Origin of the sequence: Citrobacter sp. L55 (assembly GCF_002850715.1) — a bacterium.
Classification (GTDB): domain Bacteria; phylum Pseudomonadota; class Gammaproteobacteria; order Enterobacterales; family Enterobacteriaceae; genus Citrobacter; species Citrobacter braakii.
Map to the genome: position 1 here is coordinate 843 of NZ_KZ559420.1, position 20,768 is coordinate 21,610.

A 20,768-nucleotide genomic window follows, 5' to 3' on the forward strand; every position below is an offset into this window, starting at 1 on the left:
CGCGGCCACAGCAGACACATACATTGAAATCACACGCATTATCATAGCGCGTATCATCCAAACCTCTTTGAATTCCATTGTCAATCCAGTACTGCCAGATCTTTTTTTTACTTGGTGCGTTTTGTCTAGGAACTACTGCCATATTACTGCTCCTCAAGAATTCAAACAGTTGACTAGAGATCAGCTGACCTGCGCCCTATAGATTAACACACTACGCTGTTAGCAACGTCCGTTCCTGGCACAGAGTGGACTGTCAGGTTAGGTTCGGCTCTGTGCCATAAGACTGCCAGCTCAGGTCTGAGCTAATACTACTCAAGCGATATGATGGTTCAAGGCGTTTAATCTGAAACCAGCCACATATCAGCCTCTTCAAACATTTCCTGAACAGTACGGCTTATCTGTTCCTTCTCATGCTTGCTGGCGTCAGTGTTGATCGCCGGCAGTGTCATCATCGGTTTAACCCGGACATCAGCATCAGGGAATACCCGGTGAACCCTCTTGGTCAATTCGCCCAGAATGATATCTTTTGCACCGGGCAGGCCATCAAAATTCCTTTTGTCATAAACGAGTTCCACGAACATTGCTTTTAGCCTCTTTACTGTATGGATATACAGTATTTATACTGTGTTTTTATCCGGTATTCAAGAGGGGTTAATTGATGCCACGACGCAGCGATATTGAAATGGCCTGGCATGCTTCGATACAGCAAGAACCTAATGGCCGGAAGACCGTCACCACACAGCGGTTTGTCCAGGAACTGAGCAAGGTTAACTGGAACTGGACGATGAAGCAGGCCAATGAATGGATTGAGTGGTATGTGACAACATTCCGCGATGTATCAACGCAGGAAGGGGAGAACCGTACCTTTCAGCTGTTCAATCCAAACGGAGGACTATAGCCATGGGCTTCCCTTCACCTGCCAATGATTACGTTGAAACAAGGATCTCCCTCGATCAGCAGCTAATCAGCCAGCCCGCAGCGACTTATTTCATGCGCGCATCACGTTCACATTTCAGGGAAGGGATAATCCAGGGTGGGCTGCTTGTTGTGGACGCGTCGCTTTCAGCCTGTGATGGCTCGCTGCTGATATGCGCGATAGATGGGGAATTCAGGATCAAGCGATATCGAACTCACCCTCAGCCTCACCTGATAAATCTGGAGAACGGGAAAAGGGAAGAACTGCCAGTAGATGATGACGCTTACAGTTCTGCACCGGCTATATTCGGGGTGATTACTTACATCATTAATGGTGCCAGGAACGCGGAGTTTGATGATTGTCCTACGATATAATATTAAAAAAGGCCCTGGGGGAACCAGGGCCTTTGCTTAATGAAGGTTAACCACGATATTTAGAAACTGGAATCTTGATCGGAAAGGCTGAAAGACCTTTCTGATGAGCGAAGATTCGCTTACCCTTTACAGTAATAAAAGGGCGATAGATAGTGATATACTCTTCGTTACTGGCGTTTGTAATACTCATGTATATGTACCTTTGAAGTTTCGCTGTTGACAAAACCTAAGGTAAGCGTATACTCACAACCGCCAAGTTTTTCGTATTCGCTTACGATAGGAGAAGCCAGCGACAGCGGTTCGCTGGCTTTTTCGTTATCTTTTAACATTTTTTCTCATCCACGTTTCAGCTGCCTGCAAGCTGACTCCGAATGTTATGCTAACGTCTTCAGCATTCATTGCTGGAGAGACTAATCTTGCATCTATAAGGAAATGGCTGGCAAAGACGTCTGCTTGCCACTCACTGTCCTCATAAATTTTGTGTCCACCATTGCTCTTACTACGAGCGTATGCTCCTTGATTGCGGTGCATAATCAGATGACCAATTTCGTGTGCGACAGTAAATCGTGCATGATTTTCTCCATTACAGAGGGCATCATAAACAGACTGTTGCAGAACAATCTTGTTTTTGTCTGGGTAAGTCACTGCGTACCGTTTAGGCAACTCGTGATCTTCCACAATTTCAAGGTCGATGCTTTCTGAGGCCATAAGACCTTCAAGCAATACATCCAGTCTCAGATATGTATGATTCGATATCTGAAGAACATCCCTCAAACGCTGCGCATAAGATTTAATCATGTCATTGCTGAGAGGTGAAACGCGATGGCCAAGTTCTCGTTTCGCAATAGTCATCATCTAGTCCTTTAACATTTTGTTGAGTTTATCAAGCTGTTCAGGACTCAGATCTTTGAACTTACGGGCAAAGACAAGCATCAATTCTTTATTCTGATCCTCTGCATCGGACATATCGACTTTCAGCGATGGTTGAGAAATCTCAGCCTGTTTCCTAAGGTCGTTGGCTTCTTGACCACTTAATCCGAATACAGCAGCTACTGAATTTACTAATGAGTCAGGTATGGCTCGCTTACCTAATTCAATGGCTGACAAGTAAGCTGAGCTCACCCCCAACATATCAGCCATATTCTTGAGTACCATACCCCGGTCTATTCTCAGTTTTCTGAGAGCCTTACCAAAGCTAGTTACCATGTTGTGCCTCCTACAAGTCCTGCTTACTTTATACTGAAAGCCAAACCCAAAATCAACAAAATTTGTAGAAATTTTTAAGCTCAACGTGTGCACTTAATTTACAAATTTTTTTCTCGAAGTGCAATGGTTAACCCAAAATAACTACATATTGTATGTGTGTTGGTTTTTGTGTCTGCATATAGTTCACTCTCAACCCCCATCTTTCAGAACCAAGTATTGTGTTTATAGCTGTCCCAAGGAAGAGGTTGGTGATGTGGAAGTGATAGTTTTTTGAACTGTGCGGGCTGGGAGTAATTCATCCTTAGTGTACGATTTTTCAGTTTTGTAGGAAAATGTGACTTATTACTATACCCATGACAATATTGCTGCCGACGGTATAATCAAAAAACTAAGGAGGGGTTGCGTGCAGAAAAACTTGTTACAACTTTGCTACGAAGGGGAGTGTGGCGAAAATTACATTCGTAGCATGAACGAAAAAGGACAGCTTTTTGTTTCACTCTCGGACGTTTTGAAGACACTTTCAGCAGAAAACAGAAAGCTTGATGGTAAAACATCCCAAAGTCTTATAACTGTTCTTAAAGCAGTAATTAAGACGCTAGATCCAGATGAATTCAGAAACCTTCCACTCATTGTAGATGGTGAGACAATTTCTGAAACTTTCCTCACTGAACCTGGTTTATACAGGGTCCTTGCTCAAGATACGACGGCAGCAGGGAAAAAATTTCAACGCTGGCTCTTTCATAGCGTTCTGCCCTCAATTCGCGAGTTTGGTGTTTATCCGCCCCCTCCTAAGCAGGAACGTTCGGAACTGAGTGCTTTCGCAAATAGTCTTCAGCAAACAGTTCAAGCTTTAGTGATGGAGATTGAAAGGCGCGAAGAACTCGAGAGCCGGGTTAACCAGGTTGAACTAAAAGTTAACTCTTTAGAAAGTTTAAGGGATTTATCAAAATTCAGAAGTGTTCCGCAACGCCTGTTAGAACTTGAGCTTGAGGGATACTCTGTCGAGGAGATTTGGCAGTGGTGTGAGAAACTACGTAGCGAAACTGGTGCCGAGAAGATTAAATGTCCTTCAGGGATTAATATCAACACCTGCTATCCATTGGCTCTGGTTGATGAAGCAATCACACTGTATCAAAAAGTTATCGAGGCAAGAATTCGGCCTTGAGCTAATGAGTATAAAAAAGCCCGCATCAGCGGGCTTTTTTGTCACTCGGGAGCCGCGGCTCCTTTGCGTATCCTTTTTCGTCCCCTCACCGTCTGGTCGGTGTCCTGCTGAGACTGCTAACTTCCTGTTTTTGTTAGTGCTGTCCTAGCACTGTCCAATCATGATTGGTGGAGCTGGCGGGAGTTGAACCCGCGTCCGAAATTCCTACATCCTCGGTACTACATGCTTAGTCAGTCTTTACATTCGCCTGGCACCTGCGGACAGACACGCCACTACCAGACTAGCCTGATTAGATTTAACGCTTCAACCCCAGGCAGGGCCTCCACGCGATCTCTTTTGGGTTTGACCTCTCTTTGATCCCCGTCTTAAGAGCGGAAGCTAGGGAGAGAGGGCTCAGAGCAGGTTATTAAGCTGCTAAAGCGTAGTTTTCGTCGTTTGCGACTATTTTTTTGCGGCTTTTTACGAGGCCAACCGCCCCTCGGCATGCACCTTGGGTTTCGCGAATCCCGTCGAATCCAGAATCAGCCCCAATGTGTTAGAGCAAGTATAACAGACTTGTGACATGCGTGACCAGCCCCCGCAACCCCTAATCCTCAAGGATTTACCGCTCGCGCAGCGCTTCTTTTGCGCGATTAAACGGTTTGATTAAATAGTCGACGATGGTTTTTTCACCTGTTTTTATATCCACTGTGGCAATCATTCCCGGTACGATGGAGAAATGGCGTCCCAGTTTGTTCTGTAAGAAGTCCTGATGGGTGCGGATAAACACGCGGTAGTAGAATATTTCCGGTTTTACTTTGTCCTGAATAGTATCCGGGGAAATAGTTTCGACTACGCCTTCCAGACCGCCGTAAATCGCGTAGTCATAAGCGGTTATCTTCACCAGCGCCCGCTGGCCGGGGTGGATGAACGCGATATCGCGCGGAGACAGGCGGGTTTCAATCAGCAGATGATCGTCCAGCGGTACAATCTCCATCATCTCGCCATTGGGCGGGATAACGCCGCCAATGGTAGTGACCTGGATGTTTTTCACAATACCGCGCATCGGCGCGCGCACGGTCAGGCGGGTGACGGAATCCTCGCGTCCTTTCAAAATAGCCGCCAGCATATCCACTTCGGCATTGGCTTTTGACAGCGCTTCCCGCGCCTGCACGAAGTATTGTGAGCGCAGATCGGTGATTTTTAATCCTAAATCGCTTTTTTGTCGTTGCAGACGCAGCACTTCAACGTGGCTGGCGGCACCACTTTTTTCCAGCCGTTGGGTTATGGCCAGCTCTTTATTTACCGAGACCAGCGCATCCTGCAGTTCTGCCATAGAATCAGCGAGCTGCGCGCGACGGCTTTTATACAAGCGCGTTTCGGAGGCGATGAGATCCGGCCAGGCGCGTAGTGAAGCGGGAAAAATGAGCGGCAGATCGTTAACTTCGGCATTGAGCCTTGCGCTGGAAGCCAGTGAGGCGCGATAGCGGGCGGCGCTCTCCCCAACGTTGGACTCAGAGCGAGTGGGGTCGAGGCGCGCGACAATCTGATTAGCCTGTACTTTATCTCCTTCGCGTACCGTGAGCTCGGCGAGAATGCCGCCATCCAGCGACTGCAAGACCTGCTCGCGCGAGCTGGGGATTACCTTCCCGCTGCCGGTCGAGACTTCATCCAGCTTGCCGAAATACGCCCAGATACCCAGAATGGCAAACAGCAGTGTGCTGAGCAGAATAATGCGGCTGGCCCCGGAAAAACGGTGCTCGCGACGGATATCGAGGTCGTCCATGGCAGCATCATGCGGATTGGTTTTCATTTTTCCACTCCCGACCGTGAGTAGGGGCTGGTGCCCGGCTCGCATTCAGCGCCTGCGCTTTCGGGGCATCCATGACCAGTTGACCTTCTTTTAACACCACTACGCGCTCGACCAGCTCCAGAACCGGTACGCGATGGGTGGCGACAATCAATGTTCGGTTGCCCAGCCACTGGTTCAGGCGCTGAATAAACTCTCGTTCGGTATGTTCATCCAGCGAGGCGCTGGGTTCGTCGAGCAGCACGATATTGGGCGATCGCAGCAGCATTCTTGCCAGCAGGATCGACTGCCGTTGTCCACCGGACAGGCCGTTGCCGCCCTCCATAATGGGGTGCGCCAGCCCTTTGGCGAGTTGTTTAACGAAAGCCGCCGCGCCGCTGACCTCCAGTGCTTCGAAGATCTGCGCGTCGCTGGCATGCGGTGCGCCGAGGGTCAGGTTCTCGCGCAGGGTGCCGAAAAACAGCCGCGCATTCTGACTGAGAAAACCGATATTGCGGCGTAAATCGGCCATATCGATCTGCGCCAGACTCAGGTTATCGAGTCGGACATCGCCCTGGATAATCTCCACGCCGCCCGCCATGGCCTGTAGCAGCGTTGATTTCCCGGCGCCGTTACGCCCGAGGATCGCCACCCGTTCACCGGGCATGACCTCCAGACGTGAGATGCGCAGCGGAACGCGTTGATCGTCGCTGTGGTAGCGAAAGTGCGCGTTTTCAAACAGATAATGGCCGTGAAAAATCTCCTGATGCACACGGTCTTCATCGTACTGCGTTTCGGTGGGAAGCTGCATGATGCTGTCTAACCCCATCTTCGCCGCCTTGACCTGCTGCCAGCGGGCCAGCACGCCGCACAGGTTCGCCATCGGGGCAATCATTCTGGAACCGAGCATCGACGCGGCCACCACCGCCCCGGTGGTCATTGTGCCTTCAATGACCATCGGCGCGCCGAACATAATGATGGCGGCGTAGACCAGGCTTTGTACCGACATGCCCCAGCCAATCAGCCCCTGAGTCAGCTTGCGCGTGCGCAGCCCGGACTCTCCGGTAATACGGATGTAGCTGTTCCACTGCTGTAAAAAGCGGTTTTCCGCCTGCATCAGCTTGATATCTTCCAGCCCCTGAACGCTCTCGACCAGCACCGCGTTGCGCAGGGTGGATTCATGCGCTGCCTGGTTGGCGAGTACCGCCAGTTTCTTCTGTAACAGCAAACCGGGCAGGATCATCAGCAGGGCCGCGACGGGGGCTATCCACGCCAAGGGCGGGGCGATAAAGGCCAGCACCACGATAAACAAAAAGAAAAACGGTAGATCGACAATCGTCGACAGGGTCGAGGAGGTGATCATCTCGCGAACCTGTTCCAGCTCGCGCAGTTGAGAAATAAAGCTCCCCGTCGAGCGGGGAACGGCGCTGTTGCGCAGCCGCAATGCGTGGCTGAACACGCGATCGGAAATGCGCATATCAGCGCGTTTGCCGAGCAGGTCCATTATGTGGGTACGCGCTTCGCGCAGCAAAAAGCCAAACAGCACCGCCACCAGAACGCCGGTGGAGAGAACATACAGCGTTGGATAAGACTGGGCGGGGATCACCCGATCATAGACCTGCATCGAAAAGATAATCCCGGCAAGCGACAGGACGTTAATCAGAAAGGCGGCAACCATGACCGGCAGGTAAGGGCGGATGTCCTGTAACACCAGTTCGCGCATCCAGTCGGGCCTGAAGCGCGAAATATAGCGGTCTACCCGACTGTCCTTCAGCGCTGACAGCGGGCGCAGCGCAGTAATGCTCACGAGCTCCGGCAGAAGTTCTGCAACTGTGAGTCGGTTACGCTGGCCCTCTTCGGCGATGATAAAAACATCCAACGCATCTTCACCGTTGAAATGTTCTATCACCATCAGTTGGCCGTCGCGCAGTTCCGCCACCACCGGCAGACGCCACTGGCCGAATGCCTGCGTGGCGGTATCCAGCGCATGAAATGACAGCCCCGCCTGACGCGCCAGCTGCGACAGGGCCATAGCTCGGCTTTTTCCCGCAAACCACGGGGCATTGGCCTGGATTGCGCCGGGCGAACAGGCTACGCGATAGTGGCTGGCAATATGCGTCATCGCCAGCGCCCACAGGCTCAGGGCGTGTTCGCCAATCGCATCTTCCGCATGTGTATCGACGTCGCTCATAGCTTTATCTCCACCGATTGAATACTGCGGTTATTTAAGGCGAACGCCTGGCGAAGCGATCCGGTGTTATAGAGGCAGTTCAACTGGAGCTGGCGCAGCTGGTTTTGAGTCTGGAGTTCAGCAAAACGGGCCTGATATACCTCCTGCTCGGCGTTAAGCACGTCGAGCAGTGGGCGTGACCCGAGGTCCAGATACTGCTGTTGATAAAGCTCGCGCGTTTGTTCACTCAGCCGTTGCTGGCGACGCAGGATCTGCAGGGCAGTGGCGAGGCTCATCGCCTGGCTGCGGGATTCCAGTAATTTCTGCCGCACTTCAAGTCGGGTACGCTGGATGGAGTACTGTGCAGACTCTACCGCGTGACTGGCGGCGTTGCGTCTGGCGGTGAGTCCGCCCCCCTGATACAGCGGCATCTCGACTTTTACCCACGTGGAGTACTGGGTTTTGTCGAGCACCTCATGGCTGGGGTATTTGTCGTTGAGATAGTGCTGAACCGACGGTTCCAGGGAGATAGTGGGCGTCATCTGCGCGTTGGCGTAATCGAGATTTGCCTGTGCCACATTCGCCTGCGCCCATGCCGCCAGCACCGCGGGAACCAGCTTATCGTCCGGTTTGACCACATCACAACTGCTGTCCAGTTTGACCGGAAATTCGTTGCTGATGCCGTTAAGCGAGTTCCAGCCGAGGAAGCTCATCAGCGTTGCCTTGCTGCTGTCGAGATTAGCCTGATACTGCGCCAACTGAGAACGTGCAGACTCGATACGCGCATCGGTTTGCACCACGTCGGATAGCGAGGTTGCCCCTTCATCATTGCGTTGACGGGTCAGCCGACCAATACCGTTCAAGGCGCTGAGCTGCTCTTCGGCGGCGTCCACCATTTGCTGCCACGTCTGCACCTGGACTATCGCGTTGGCGGTTGCGTGGGCGATGGTATCAATACTGAGTAACACATTCGCCTGCTGTTGTGCGGATCCGGCGGTTTCAGCGCGGACCTGGCTTGCCACTTTGCCGAAGTCGTACAGCATTTGCGATACTGAAATAACCAGGGCCGGGCTAAAGCCGTGATCGGTATAAGTATTGCTGTAACCGTTGTTCATCCCGGCAGAAACCTGCGGGTAATATTTTGATTTCGCCACGTCGATCTGCTCATTTTGTGAGAGCAGTTTGCCGATGGATTCACGAATAGAAGGATGCCAGCTCACGGCGCGGCTCACTGCGTCGTTGAGCGTCAGGCTGCCGGGGGCGGCGGCGCTCAGCGGCAGATCGGCAACCGCGCCGTCCAGCGAGGGCAGCATCTGGCTGGTGGCCAGGCCTTCCGGCGTAATAATTTGCGGTTCATCTTCGGCATTCACCCGCAGGGTACAGAGCGTTAATGCCAGCAGTAAGGCAACAGGCGCGACATTTCTCATAGTTTATCCCTTACAAAATACGGCAGCGACGACTGTTATTGCCCCGGACGTCATGGCATCCGGGGCTGTAGTTATGGCGCTTTAACGTTATGCGTTAGCTTCAGGGCACAATGTGATTTTGTTGCACCAGCTCATCGAGCGTGGTGTGTACGTTCTCCAGCGTTATGAGATTGGTTGAGTGCCAGGTGTTGCCGGTACCGTCGCGGTCGATAGCAATCACCGTGTTGTTACCGTTGGTGGTCACGGTGAGGTAGTTGCCGAGCGTAGCGTTCTGCCCGTTCCAGCCCACCAGCAGGTCGCCGATATCGATTTTGTCGCCCTGGGCCAGCGAGAAGTTGGTCCAGTTGTCGGTAGCGCCATTGCTAATGTTGCCGCCGGTAGCGTCGTTGGCGTTGAGCAGGTGATAAATCAGCGTATCGCCGTAGACCGATCCGGTGATCACCTCATGCTGTGCGGTGCTTACCATCTGCGGATTCATATTGATGGTCAGCGTAGCGGTGTCCGTATGCCCGTTTTGGTCGTTAAGCGTATAGGTAAAGGTCTCTTTGCTGGTGATCGATGCTACGGTTGCACCCGGCTTCAGCGTGTAGATGTATGAGCCATCCAGGTTCATGGTCAGTGATCCATAATGACCCTGAATTATTGCGCTACTGGCGCTGCTGGCCGGATTGAGGGTGGCAGTACTGCCGTTAAAGCCGGTGACGGTGAGCTGGGTATGGACGGTTGAGAGCTGATCGTGCGCGCCGGCGGCATCACTGCCATCAAAAATATTGCCATTCACCGTGGTGGCGTTAACGTCATAGGTATTGAGGTGCCATGTCGTGCCCGTGACGTTTGGCGTAATGCTGACGTTGCCAACTGCCAGTCCTCCCATTGTTCCGGTGAAGCTGATGTTGTAATGGCCTGCGGCCAGCTCGGCATTACCCAGCGAGATGGCAATTGAACTGCCTAACAGGCTGATGGAACTGGCGGGTACAGAGCCAGAAAGCGAGAATCCGTCGGGACCGGTGATTGTCCAGGCAATGCCCAGCGTACCGACGGTGATAAGCGTGCCGATGTTGAAGTTGAGCGTGGCGCTTTTCAGTACGTCATTTGTCGCGATATCAAACGAACCTGTACCGGTTGCTTTGTTCCCAAGCGTCGGAATTGTCGCTGTTCCCAGCGCGCCGCTTCCGTATGCAGCAGAATCCTGAACGGTACTTACCGCCATCGTGCTGCTGACGTCATTTACGGCGTCCAGCGGCTGCGGCGTTGGTTTGATATTCAGCGAGGCGCTGCCGGTATCGCCGTTTGGTGCTCTGACCTTATACACGAAGCTGTCCGGGGTGTTGATACCGTCTGCACCCAGTCCGCTTCTTAGCGTGTAGGTGTAGTTCCCCTTCGCATCGATAGTCAGCGTGCCGTACTGCCCATTAATAGTGGTAGTGCCCGTCCCGTTAACGACGATACCGTTTACTTCGGTGATAACGGTATTGGCCGGAGCCGAGTCGTTGACCAGCAGATTGCCATTGGTTGTCGCACTCAGGCTGTCGACGGCGTAGGTGTGATCGGCCTGAATATTCAGGGTATAGCTGGTCAGCAGCGTCAGGCCGCCGGAAGCGTTAAGCAGGAATAGATAATCGCCACCCGGTAGCGTAATGGTATACGCTGACGAACTTCCGCCCAGTAGGGCGGTGACCCAGTTTGGCTGTACCCGGTACTGCTCATACTGCTGAATTGACTCGTTGAAGCGATAAACATAGAGATCGAAGCCGCCAAGCGTCACGCCGAGAACATTCGCCTGTACGGTCAGCGTGCGGGTTGCGCCATCGTCAACGTTGAACTTAATCGGGTTAGTCAGACCGTTGACCAGACTGACGTCCAGCACATTGCCGAGTCCGACGCTGGCGAGCGTGAAGCCGGTTTGTTGTGATGGCAAGTGGTCAACCGCGATGACCTGCGTTCCGTAAGTCAGCACTGCTGCATCGTCTGCCGCGGTTACCGTGCTGGTGGTTGGAGCCTGACCGAGCGTTACCACCAGTTTTGCCGAGGAGTGATCGCTGCCATGCGTCAGCGTGTAGGTGAAGCTTTCGGAGCGCCCATACACCGAGATTGACGTATTGGTCAGGGTATAGGTGTAGCTACCGTTCTGATTGATATGCAGAATACCGTATTTCCCTTGCACATCAATGCCGCCCGCCGGGATATTCACGACGTTGCCGTTACCGTCGGTGATGGAAGTGACCAACGTGCCGGAAGGCGCATTATCCTGCCCATTGGCGGGATCGGTATCCGTGATGATGTTCCCGGATTCCGTGGTACCGCCGATGATGGTCCCTGCGCTGGCTTTCACCACCGAGACATCAAGGCTGGTGTATGCCCCGGTCGCCAGCAGGTTGGTGTTGTAACTGACCACGCGGTAATCACCGCCAGTCAGCCCGCTGTAATTGAGCGTTACGCCCGAGGCGCCCAGGGTGAGCAAGCTGGCAAAGTCTGATTTACCGGTATCCACCACCGTTACCCAGGCATTCAGCGAGGTGTCAAAGCGTTGGATGACGATCTCCAGCGTGTTTAACAGCGACAGCACCACGCCGGTCGCGGCGGCATTGATCGTAATGGACCCGCTGCCGCCAGAAGCGATGCTGAAATTAACGCTTGCCGTATCGTTCCCCAACACGTTGGCGACATTCCCTAACGCATTAACCAGCAGGAAACCATAATCGCTTTGATGATCGGTGCTGACGATAACATCGGTTTGCAGCGGCAGGCTGGTGACGTTGTCTTCAGCCAGCAGCGGTAATACCGGTGCGATAGCGCTTGTCGGCGATGAGGTATTGCCCGCCGCATCGGTCGCCGTGGCGGACAGCGACTGGCCTTCAATCTGGCGAACCGGCAGGTTGACGCTGTAGACACCGCTGCTGTTGGCGATTGCCGTCACGCTGGTGCCGCCGGGCAGGGAGATAGTGACCGTGCTTCCCGCTTCGGCGACGCCGCTGACGGTGCCGCCATCGGCGCTGATCAGTATCGTTGGCGCGGTCGGTGGCGTGGTGTCCACAATCACGCTGAACGAGCTGGACAACCCGCTTGCGCCGTTGGCGTTTGTTGCAGTGGCGGTAAACGCGTGGTTACCTTCGCTGAGCGCCCCGGATGGGGTAAAGCTCCAGATCCCGTTACCGTCTGCGGTCGTGGTGCCCATTAGCACGCCGTTGTTGTACAGGCTGACGATGGCGTTAGCCTGCGCCGTTCCGTTGAGCGTTGGCAGCGTATCATTGGTGGTTTTGCCCGCCGCGACGGGCCCCGTGATCGTACCGACGTCATCGAGAACGGTGGCAATAACCGGCGCAGGCGGTACGCCAGTAAACGGTGCCAGAACGTTACCCGCCGTGCCGATGTTGCCTGCGGCATCCTGGGCGCTGACCTGCAGCGTTTGCCCACTGATTTGCGGTGGGTTCAGCGTGAAGGTGAAATTACCGGAGGCGTTGGCGGTTGCCGTGCCGAGCACCGTTCCACCGCTGGAGGTAATAATGACCGTGCTGTTTGGCTCGGCAACGCCGGTGAGCGTGGTACCGTTGGCGTTTACCGCCAGCCCTGTAGGAATGCCCGGGGCGACGGTATCGACCACGATCGCTGCCGCAGACGATATGCCACTGGTATTACCCGCACTGTCCGTTGCGGTGATGGTAAAGGAGTGGGTACCTTGTGCCAGCGCGGTGGTTGGGGTGTAACTCCAGTTGCCGCTGCCGTCCGCTGTCACGCTGATGACAAAGCTGCCGTTATCGTAAATATCGACCCGCGCGTTGGCTTCTGTGGTGCCGTTTAACGTTGGGCGTGCGTCGTTGGTTGGCTGATTAGCGCCAATCGCCCCGGTGTTTGGCCCGACGTCGTCAATAATGCTGCTGATTGAAGGCCGCGTCGGCGCCGTGGTGTCGACCACCACGCTAAAGCCTGCCGTCGCACCGCTGGTGTTGCCCGCCGCATCAGTCGCGGTGACGGTGAAGGTGTGCGATCCATTCGTCAGCGGCGTAGTTGGGGTAAACGACCAACTGTTATTACTTTGCACCAGCGCCGTACCCAGCAGGGTGCTTCCATCATAGATGCTGACGGTGCTGCCTGCCTCGGCGGTACCGTTCAGCGTCGGGCGCGCATCGTTGGTCAGTTGTCCGTTGTTGAGCGCCGCATTGAACACGCCGCCTGCGATATCATCCACCACTGAGACCAGCAGCGGGGCGGATGGCGCAATGGTGTCGACATTAATAATAAACCCGCCGGAGGTAGGACTTACGTTTCCGGCGGCATCGGTGGCGATAGCGGTAAACACATGCTGACCGTTACCCAGCGCGGCAGGCAGATATTCCCAGGTGCCGTCTATCGCCGCAGTTACCGTTGCCAGCAGTGTGCCATTATCGTAGATGGCTACCCGGGCACCGGCTTCCGCCGAGCCGTTGAGTACGGGACGGGTGTCGTTGGTAAAGGCCCCGCTCGAAAGCGTTCCGGTTCCCGGTAGCACGTCATCAAAAGCCTGGATAATCGTTGGCGCAAGCGGGGCGACGGTATCAACAACGATGTTAAATCCAGCGGACGTGGGGCTGACGTTTCCGGCAGCGTCGGTGGCTGTCACTGTCAGCGCGTGGTTACCGTTGCCAAGCTCGGTTCCTGGCGTGAAGCTCCAGGCGCCCGTGCCATCCGCTGAGGTAAAGCCGATAAACGATCCGTTATCGTAAACTCTTACCGTGGAATTGGCTTCAGCCGTGCCGCTAAGCGTCGGGAGTGGATCGTTCGTGGCCTGACCGTTGTTCAGATTACCGATCAGCGGGCCGACATCATCTGCAACCTGAGTAATCGCTGGCGTACCAGGCAACACGGTATCCACGATAAGCGTGAAGCTATTGGATGGCTGGCTGGTATTACTGGCGCTGTCGGTGGCGGTGACGGTCAGCGTATGCGGGCCGTTACTGAGTGCATCCGTTGGGGTTAAGCTCCAGGTGCCGTTAGCCCCAACGGTGGTGGTGCCGATGGGCTGACCATCGCTCAGGACGGTAATGGTCGCGCCAATTTCACCGGTGCCGCTCAGGGCCGGACGGGATTCATTCGTGGTCTGCCCGTTGGTTATCGGGCCTGTTGTCGGTGCGGTGCTGTCCTGAACTGAGCTGATGACCGGGATTGACGGGGCAACTGAGTCCAGCTCAATAGTAAACGATGATGATACTCCGCCGGAGTTACCTGCCTGATCGGTGGCAACGGTAGTGAATATATGTTGTCCCTGTCCCAGCGGTGCATCCGGTGTGAAGCGCCAGTTGCCTGACTCGTCCACCTGCGCTGTACCGATGGCGACGCCGTTATCACGGATCGTGATGATGGTACCGATCTCGCCTTTGCCGTTCAGCGTAGGCTGCGCATCGTTCGTCAACTGTCCGTTGGTCAGCGCTGTATTGCCAGGCTGATCGTCAATTACGGAGGTAATGGTCGGTGCCGCTGGCGGCAGCGTGTCGACGACAACCACAAACGGCGGCGTTGCCGGGCTGATATTGCCCGCGCCATCTGTGACGGTGGCAGTCAGCGAGTGGCTGCCTTCACCGAGGGCAGGCGCAGGCGTAAAGCTCCAGTTGCCGTTTTCATCGCTGATGGTTGTGCCGATGACCGCCCCGTTATCGCGGATAGTAACAATCGAATCCGCCTCGGTAACGCCAGCAAGCGTTGGAGTATTATCGTTGGTCAACTGCCCGGAGGTCAGGATTTGGGTTGTACCAACGTTGTCCGTGACTGTCACAATAGAGGGGGCATTCGGCACCAGGGTATCGACAATGATCTGGAAATCACCGGATGGATCTCCCTGGTTGCCTGCGGCATCTGTTGCGCGAGCGGTAAAGATATGGTCGCCTTCTCCCAGCGGCGCGGTCGGGGTAAAACTCCAGAATCCGTTGCTGTTTACTGTGGTAGTGGCATAAGCGATGCCATTATCGTAAAGGGTGATGGTTGCCCCCGCTTCGCCGGTTCCGTTAAACGTCGGGCGTGAATCGTTGGTAATTTGCCCTTTATCCAACGATCCGGTGCCGGGGGCAATATCGTCAATAATACTGGTGATCGTTGGCACCTGCGGGGGCGTGGTGTCGATGGTGATTGCGTAGTTGGGCGACAGACCACTTGGGGTACCGTCCACCGTTTGTGAAACCGTGAAGTTATAGGTAATGCCGTTAGTCAGCGCAGTGGGTAGCTGATAACTCCATGCGCCAGACACGGCATCGGCGGTTACCGTGGCGATGGATGCGCCATTTTGATAGATAGTCACCGATGCCCCTGCAGTGGCGGTCCCTTGCAGCAGCGGTAAGGTGTCGTTGGTGGTTTTACCGTTGCCAATCACCCCCATGATGGGCGCGATGTCATCAACGATCTCAAGAGTCGGTGGATGCGGAACGCTGGAGGTAGCGGCGTTAAACGTTGTAGGGTCGCTTTGATTTCCGGCGGTATCCTGAGCGATGGCGTTGAGCGCCTGACCGGTTGTTTGCGCTGGCGAAATGGTGACAGAGAAGTTACCAGAACCGTCTGCCACCCCCTGGCCGAGAATAGTGTTACCGCTGCGAATAATCACGGTGCTGCCGGCATCGGCCGTACCGCTTACCAGCGTCCCGTTAGGATCTACGCTGGTAACCGTAGGCGTTGCAGGCGGCAGGGTATCGACAATCACCGTCAGCGGGTTATCTGCAGCCAGTGAGTTACCTGCAGCATCCACGGCGCCGAACGTCAGTGTGTGAGAGACGTTAGGCGTGAGGGGAACATCCACACTCCAGGTGCCGTTAGCAGCAACCGTAGCCGTAGCAATTGCGACGGGATTATTGCCATCGAAAATTAACACCGTACTGCCCGGTGTGCCGGTCCCGCTAATGGTCGGGGAGGTATCGTCCGTGACGCTGCCACTGGTTAGCGAACCGGTAAAGATTCCAACGTTATCCTGGATATCCGTTACCTGCGGCAACGTCAGCTTCGTGTTGTTAACCGTAAACGAAATGCTGCTTGAATTGTCGCTGATGTTACCTGCCGGATCGGTTGCGGTGGCGCTTAACGTGTAGCTTCCGTTCGCCAGCGCAGTCCCTGGCGTAATACTCCAGGTTCCGCCAGCCACCGTTGTAGTACCGATCACCGTCCCCCCGTTATACAGGGTGATGGTATCCCCGTCTGTGCCAGTACCGCGAATGGTTGGCGTGGTGTCATCAGTTACGGCATCTGGCGCAAGGTCGCCCGTGGCGTCACCGACATTATCGTTGGCGGCGATGATCACCGGTGGTGCAGACGGCGTCGTGTCGATGTTCAGTGTTATGGCGTTAGATGGCAGGCTGACGTTGCCTGCTGGATCGGTTGCGGTGAGAGTTACCTGATAACTACCAGGAGCAACCGGTGCTGACGGAGTGAAGCTCCAGGTACCGTCTGCACCTACTGTTGCTGTTCCCTGCAATGGGGGAGTACCAGCAAGATAGAGGGTAATCAGATCCCCGACGTTCCCCGTGCCGCTAAAGGTTGGCGTGGTGTCATTGGTGTTGCCATTAGTGACCACACCCGTTACCGGAGCCACATCGTCGGTAATGATTGGCGCGGCTGGTTGTGCGGGAGGCGTATTGTCTACTGTCAGAGTAAAGCTTGCCGACGGGATCCCCGTGTTGCCTGCAACGTCAGTCGCCGTGGCGGTAAATTTATGCGGCCCGTCGGCGAGTGAGGTTGGGGTAAATGTCCAGGAGCCGTCTGGCTGTACGGTGACGGTGCCAATAGAACCGCCATTATCATAAATCGTAATCTTCGCGCCGGGCTCGCCGGTTCCGGAGAGTTCGGGATTCGAGCTCTTGGTACTGCTGCCGTTACTCAGCGTTTGTAGATTTGTCCCAATCAGACCTTCTGCAGAGCTGATAACCGGGGCAACTGGTGGGGTGGTATCAATCGTCAGCGTAAAGTTCCCGGCATTGCTGGCGTTGCCTGCAGCGTCCGTGGCGATAGCGGATAAATTGTGTGCGCCTTCACTGAGCGGTTGGCTGAGTTGAATACTCCAGGTGCCGGCGGGTAAAACCGTTGTGCTGCCAATTGGCGTGGAACCCTCATAGAGGGTGATTGTAGAACCGGCTATTCCGGTTCCTTTCAGCTCTGGTAAGGTATCGTTTGAACGGCTTCCGGAAGGCAGATCGATCGGCGCATTCCCAACGTCGTCGGTGGCAACCAAAATGACAGGATCGCCTGGCGGTTGAGTATCTACGGTAACGCTGACCACTGTGGGTGAGGTGATGACATTACCGGCGGCATCGGTTGCCGATACCGTAAACTGATGAGTGCGATCGCTGAGCACCTGATTTCCCGGAACGGTATAGCTCCAGGTGCCTGAACTGTCGACAAGAATAACCGTCATCAACAGACTGCCATCGTACAGGCTCACCAGTGAACCTGGTTCACCGGTACCCGAGAGGGTTGGCGTGTTATCGTTGGTGACCCAACCGTTATTTGCAACGTTGCCCGTAATGCTGCCAACATCATCGTTAACCAACGTTATCACTGGAACGGTTGGGGCGATGCTATCGACAATAATTTTCCAACTGGCGGCGCTGCTGGTGTTGTTGGCAGCGTCTGTTGCCGTCACCGTAAATACGTGCGCGCCCTGGCTTAGTGCTGCGGTGGGCGTATAGTTCCAGTTACCGTTGTTATCAGCGGTAACGGTCGCAAGCAGGGTGCCATTATCATAAATTTTGACCCGCGAACCTGCTTCGGCGATGCCTTCAATTTTCGGTTTATCGTCGTTGGTTAACTCATTGTTATTGATGGGGCCAGTGAAATCGTCAACATCATCAGTAACGGCAATAATAACTGGCTGGTTTGGTGCAGTGATATCCGGAGCCAACGCGGAGGTAGGCTGACTCTCGTTATTGCTGCTGTCCGTTGCGGTGACTTTTACCGTTTCGCCGTTCTTTTGCGACGGCGCTATAGACACGGTGAAATTGCCGCCGCTGTCAGCCTGGCCTATGCCAATCGGGTTACCGTTGCTGTCTTTAACGGTGACGGTGCTTCCCGCTTCAGCATGTCCGCTTACAGAACCGCCGTCTCCGGCGACGGTGACGCCGGTTGGCGCATCAGGTGCCGTGGTGTCCGGTGCGTTGACAGAGGCGTCGTTGCCCTTGTTGCCTGCGGTGTCGGTCGCATTTGCCGTAAGGGTCTCGCCGTTGGTTTGCGGCGGAACCAGCGTTGCGGTGAAATCCCCATCCGTATCGGCAGTTGCCGTACCAATGATATTGCCATCTGGATCCAGAATATTGACCGTACTGTTGGGTTCGGCCTTGCCGGTGACCTGGTCGCCAGTGCCATTAACTAGCAGGTTTGTTGGGGGCTGTGGCGCGGTAATGTCTGGTGCAAGCGCTGTTTCAGGCAGGCTTGGGTTTCCTGCCGGATCGGTTGCGATGGCTTCAATGGTTTCGCCATTGGTCTGTGGTGGGTTAATGGTGATGGTAAATGAGCCGTCCGTTCCGGCGACGCCGCTGCCGATCTGAGTTCCGCCACTGCCGGTGATAACCACGGTATTGCCTGGATCGGTCGTTCCGGTGACGACAGTCCCATCCGCAGATACGTTGAGATCATCAGGTGGCGACGGTGGCTGGGTGTCGATGTTGATATTGAACGCTGGTGACATACCTCCTGTACCTGACTGGTTTGTCGCGGTGGCGGTGAAGGCGTGTAGCTCATCTGATAACGGGGAGCTGGAAGTCCATGTCCAGTTACCGTTACCGTCAGCCAGTACGCTGTCGATAATTGTGCCGTTGTCGTAAATAGTCACCGTGCTGTTGGCGTCGGCAGTGCCAGAGAGCGTGGGGGTATTATCGTTGGTGGCCTGATTATTGCTCAATGGTCCGGTTGAGGGGGCAAAATCATCCATTATGCTGACGATAACGGGCACGCCCGGGTAGCCAGAGTTGGTGGCATTGAAAGATGTATCTGGCCCGATGTTGCCTGCCTGGTCCTGAATTTTCGCGATCAGCGCTTCACCGTGCGTCTGTGAGGGCGAAATCGCGATGACGAAATTGCCGGTTTGACCGACCGTTGTTGAACCTAAAACCTGATTATTACTGCCGATGATAATGACCAGGCTTCCCGCCTCAGCGCTACCGGTTACCGTTGTACCTTCCGGATTAACGGAGGAAATGACTGCGGCTGCAGGCGGGGTGGTATCAACGGTGAATGTCGGCACGCGCGTTTCCGCGCTCACGTTACCCGCGGCGTCAGTTTGCGTCAGCGTCAGATTGTGAACACCATCGCTGAGCGGAATGTCCGGTGTAAATGTCCAGTTACCATTGTCATCCACTTGGGCCATGCCGATCAGAATGCCGTTATCAGAAATGCTGATGAAACTACCTACTTCGCCTGTGCCCGTGAGCGTCGGCGTGGCATCGTCGGTTACGCCGTTATTGGCGATAAAGCCGGTAATGGAACCGACATTGTCGGTTTCCTGAGTGACCACGGGGGCGTCGGGGGCAAGCGAATCGACAATAATTTCCCAACTGTCCGACATGCCGCTGCTGCCAGCACCGTTTGAAGCGCTGACGGTAAACTGGTGTGTGCCGTCTGCCAGAGGAGAGGATGGCGTAAACGACCAGTTGCCGTTGGCATCGATTGTGACCTGGCCTATTTCGACGCCGTTATCAAAAATATGTAATGTGGCATTCGCGGGGCCGGTGCCCTGGAGTGTCGGCGTATTATCGTTGGTGGATTCCTGCTGATTGACAGGGCCAGTAATCAGGTCCTGGTTATCGATTATGCTGGTGATAACGGGGACGTCTGGCCTGTTAGGAGTTGTCGTTGGCGGTGTGCCGCCATCACCGTCACCGTCGCCATCACCGTCGCCATTACCGTTACCGTTACCGTTACCGTTGCCGCCGTTGCCATTGCCGCCGCTACCATTGCCGTTCCCAGCATTACCGTTTCCAGCGTTACCGTTTCCAGCGTTATTATCACTCCCACCGCCGCCGCCACCGCCACCACCCGCAGCGAGGCCAATCCCGCCAGCGACAGCGATCCCGCCAAGAACCCACGGCCAGACGGCGCCGCCTTCATGACTGCCTTCGGCCGTCATCAGCGGTGTGAGATCGTCCAGGTGCTGGAAATGGAATGCTCCGTCAGTATCCTGAACCCACCACAGTGCGCCATTACTGTCCTCCAGAACAAGTTGGTTTTGCGCTTCGCCTTTTCCGAGGTAGAAATTTTTAATGGTGATGGTTTCACCTGAGCGGAGTGTGACAACCAGATCCTGATTAACGCGCGTGAGTTGACTCACCTCCTCACGCGACACAGACAGTTTCACGATAGAAGGTGAACTGAGCGTAATTTCAGAGGCTTCAACATTTGTGGAAACGCCAGTTAATTTTGATACAACGGCGAGTAGACGCATATGTTCACTCCTGATGGCATGCCGGGAGTATTAATCCGCAACAGCGCGCTGGGAAAATGAGCAGACAGGGGCTCCGTTCATCATAAAGATGAATTTACACATGTAATTTCATTGATTAGGTCACATAGATGTTAGTTTATTGATTAAATACGTCCGGGCCCTTTCGGCTGAATAGTTCTTTCGTATTAGATGATATAGTCAGAAAGAAAGTATTCTGCAACTTATCCATATTAAAAAAGTAATTAGTCATTTGAAAAGGATACTTTCCAGTTTGCTTTTAACGGTTGTATTCATGGCAACTAATTGTATTTAAATGATTTTGTTTTTATTGAAATGAATGTCAATATAATAAACAATAG

8 protein-coding genes, 1 other RNA gene and 2 pseudogenes are annotated in these 20,768 nt (G+C 54.3%); 2 read left to right on the plus strand and 9 right to left on the minus strand.

Annotated elements, in window-relative coordinates; all coding sequences use genetic code 11:
• Positions 1-338: 338 nt before the first annotated feature.
• Positions 339-754 (minus strand): annotated as a pseudogene (locus B9P82_RS29540) (DinI family protein).
• A gap of 30 nt (positions 755-784) precedes the next feature.
• On the opposite strand from B9P82_RS29540, the pseudogene B9P82_RS25230 reads away from it, so the two are divergent.
• Positions 785-1,290, plus strand: a pseudogene (locus B9P82_RS25230) (S24 family peptidase).
• Positions 1,291-1,457: 167 nt separating this feature from the next.
• Here the strand turns inward: B9P82_RS25230 and B9P82_RS28590 are convergent.
• The 3 genes from B9P82_RS28590 to B9P82_RS25240 are packed head-to-tail and all read right to left on the minus strand — an operon-like array spanning position 1,458 to position 2,496.
• Entirely contained in the window at positions 1,458-1,619 is a 162-nt protein-coding gene (locus B9P82_RS28590) for a hypothetical protein (protein ID WP_168188473.1), read from the minus strand.
• Entirely contained in the window at positions 1,606-2,145 is a 540-nt protein-coding gene (locus B9P82_RS25235; RefSeq protein ID WP_233597649.1) for an ImmA/IrrE family metallo-endopeptidase, read from the minus strand. Before B9P82_RS25235 ends, B9P82_RS28590 begins: the two co-directional genes overlap by 14 nt.
• Positions 2,146-2,496 carry a helix-turn-helix domain-containing protein gene (locus B9P82_RS25240; protein ID WP_101701202.1) on the minus strand — a complete coding sequence of 117 codons (351 nt, stop codon included), beginning with the start codon at positions 2,494-2,496 and terminating at the stop codon, positions 2,146-2,148. It abuts the gene before it with no gap.
• A gap of 403 nt (positions 2,497-2,899) precedes the next feature.
• On the opposite strand from B9P82_RS25240, the gene B9P82_RS25245 reads away from it, so the two are divergent.
• Positions 2,900-3,661 (plus strand): BRO-N domain-containing protein, encoded by a 762-nt coding sequence (locus B9P82_RS25245; protein WP_101701203.1) that lies wholly within the window; start codon positions 2,900-2,902, stop codon positions 3,659-3,661.
• Between the two features lie 165 nt (positions 3,662-3,826).
• Here the strand turns inward: B9P82_RS25245 and ssrA are convergent.
• The 5 genes from ssrA to B9P82_RS25270 form a co-directional block, all read right to left on the minus strand.
• Positions 3,827-4,190: a transfer-messenger RNA gene (ssrA, locus tag B9P82_RS25250) on the minus strand.
• 72 nt (positions 4,191-4,262) lie between these two features.
• The gene (locus B9P82_RS25255; protein WP_101701213.1) at positions 4,263-5,426 is read right to left on the minus strand and encodes a putative HlyD family type I secretion protein; all 1,164 of its coding nucleotides are present in this window, start codon (positions 5,424-5,426) and stop codon (positions 4,263-4,265) included.
• A 7-nt stretch (positions 5,427-5,433) separates the two neighbouring features.
• The gene (locus tag B9P82_RS25260; protein WP_101701204.1) at positions 5,434-7,620 is read right to left on the minus strand and encodes a type I secretion system permease/ATPase; all 2,187 of its coding nucleotides are present in this window, start codon (positions 7,618-7,620) and stop codon (positions 5,434-5,436) included.
• Positions 7,617-9,026: a TolC family outer membrane protein gene (locus B9P82_RS25265; RefSeq protein ID WP_046275995.1), complete on the minus strand. Its 1,410-nt coding sequence runs from the start codon at positions 9,024-9,026 to the stop codon at positions 7,617-7,619. The genes B9P82_RS25260 and B9P82_RS25265 overlap by 4 nt, the downstream gene beginning before the upstream one ends.
• 100 nt (positions 9,027-9,126) lie before the next feature.
• On the minus strand, positions 9,127-20,409 hold the full coding sequence (locus tag B9P82_RS25270) for a BapA/Bap/LapF family large adhesin (RefSeq protein WP_101701205.1): 11,283 nt from the start codon (positions 20,407-20,409) through the stop codon (positions 9,127-9,129).
• Between the last annotated feature and the right edge of the window lie 359 nt (positions 20,410-20,768).

Coding starts and splice junctions, on each gene's coding strand:
- B9P82_RS28590 (WP_168188473.1), bottom strand. CDS start 1,619: ATGTTAAAAGATAACGAAAAAGCCAGCGAACCGCTGTCGCTGGCTTCT.
- B9P82_RS25235 (WP_233597649.1), bottom strand. CDS start 2,145: ATGATGACTATTGCGAAACGAGAACTTGGCCATCGCGTTTCACCTCTC.
- B9P82_RS25240 (WP_101701202.1), bottom strand. CDS start 2,496: ATGGTAACTAGCTTTGGTAAGGCTCTCAGAAAACTGAGAATAGACCGG.
- B9P82_RS25255 (WP_101701213.1), bottom strand. CDS start 5,426: ATGGACGACCTCGATATCCGTCGCGAGCACCGTTTTTCCGGGGCCAGC.
- B9P82_RS25260 (WP_101701204.1), bottom strand. CDS start 7,620: ATGAGCGACGTCGATACACATGCGGAAGATGCGATTGGCGAACACGCC.
- B9P82_RS25265 (WP_046275995.1), bottom strand. CDS start 9,026: ATGAGAAATGTCGCGCCTGTTGCCTTACTGCTGGCATTAACGCTCTGT.
- B9P82_RS25270 (WP_101701205.1), bottom strand. CDS start 20,409: ATGCGTCTACTCGCCGTTGTATCAAAATTAACTGGCGTTTCCACAAAT.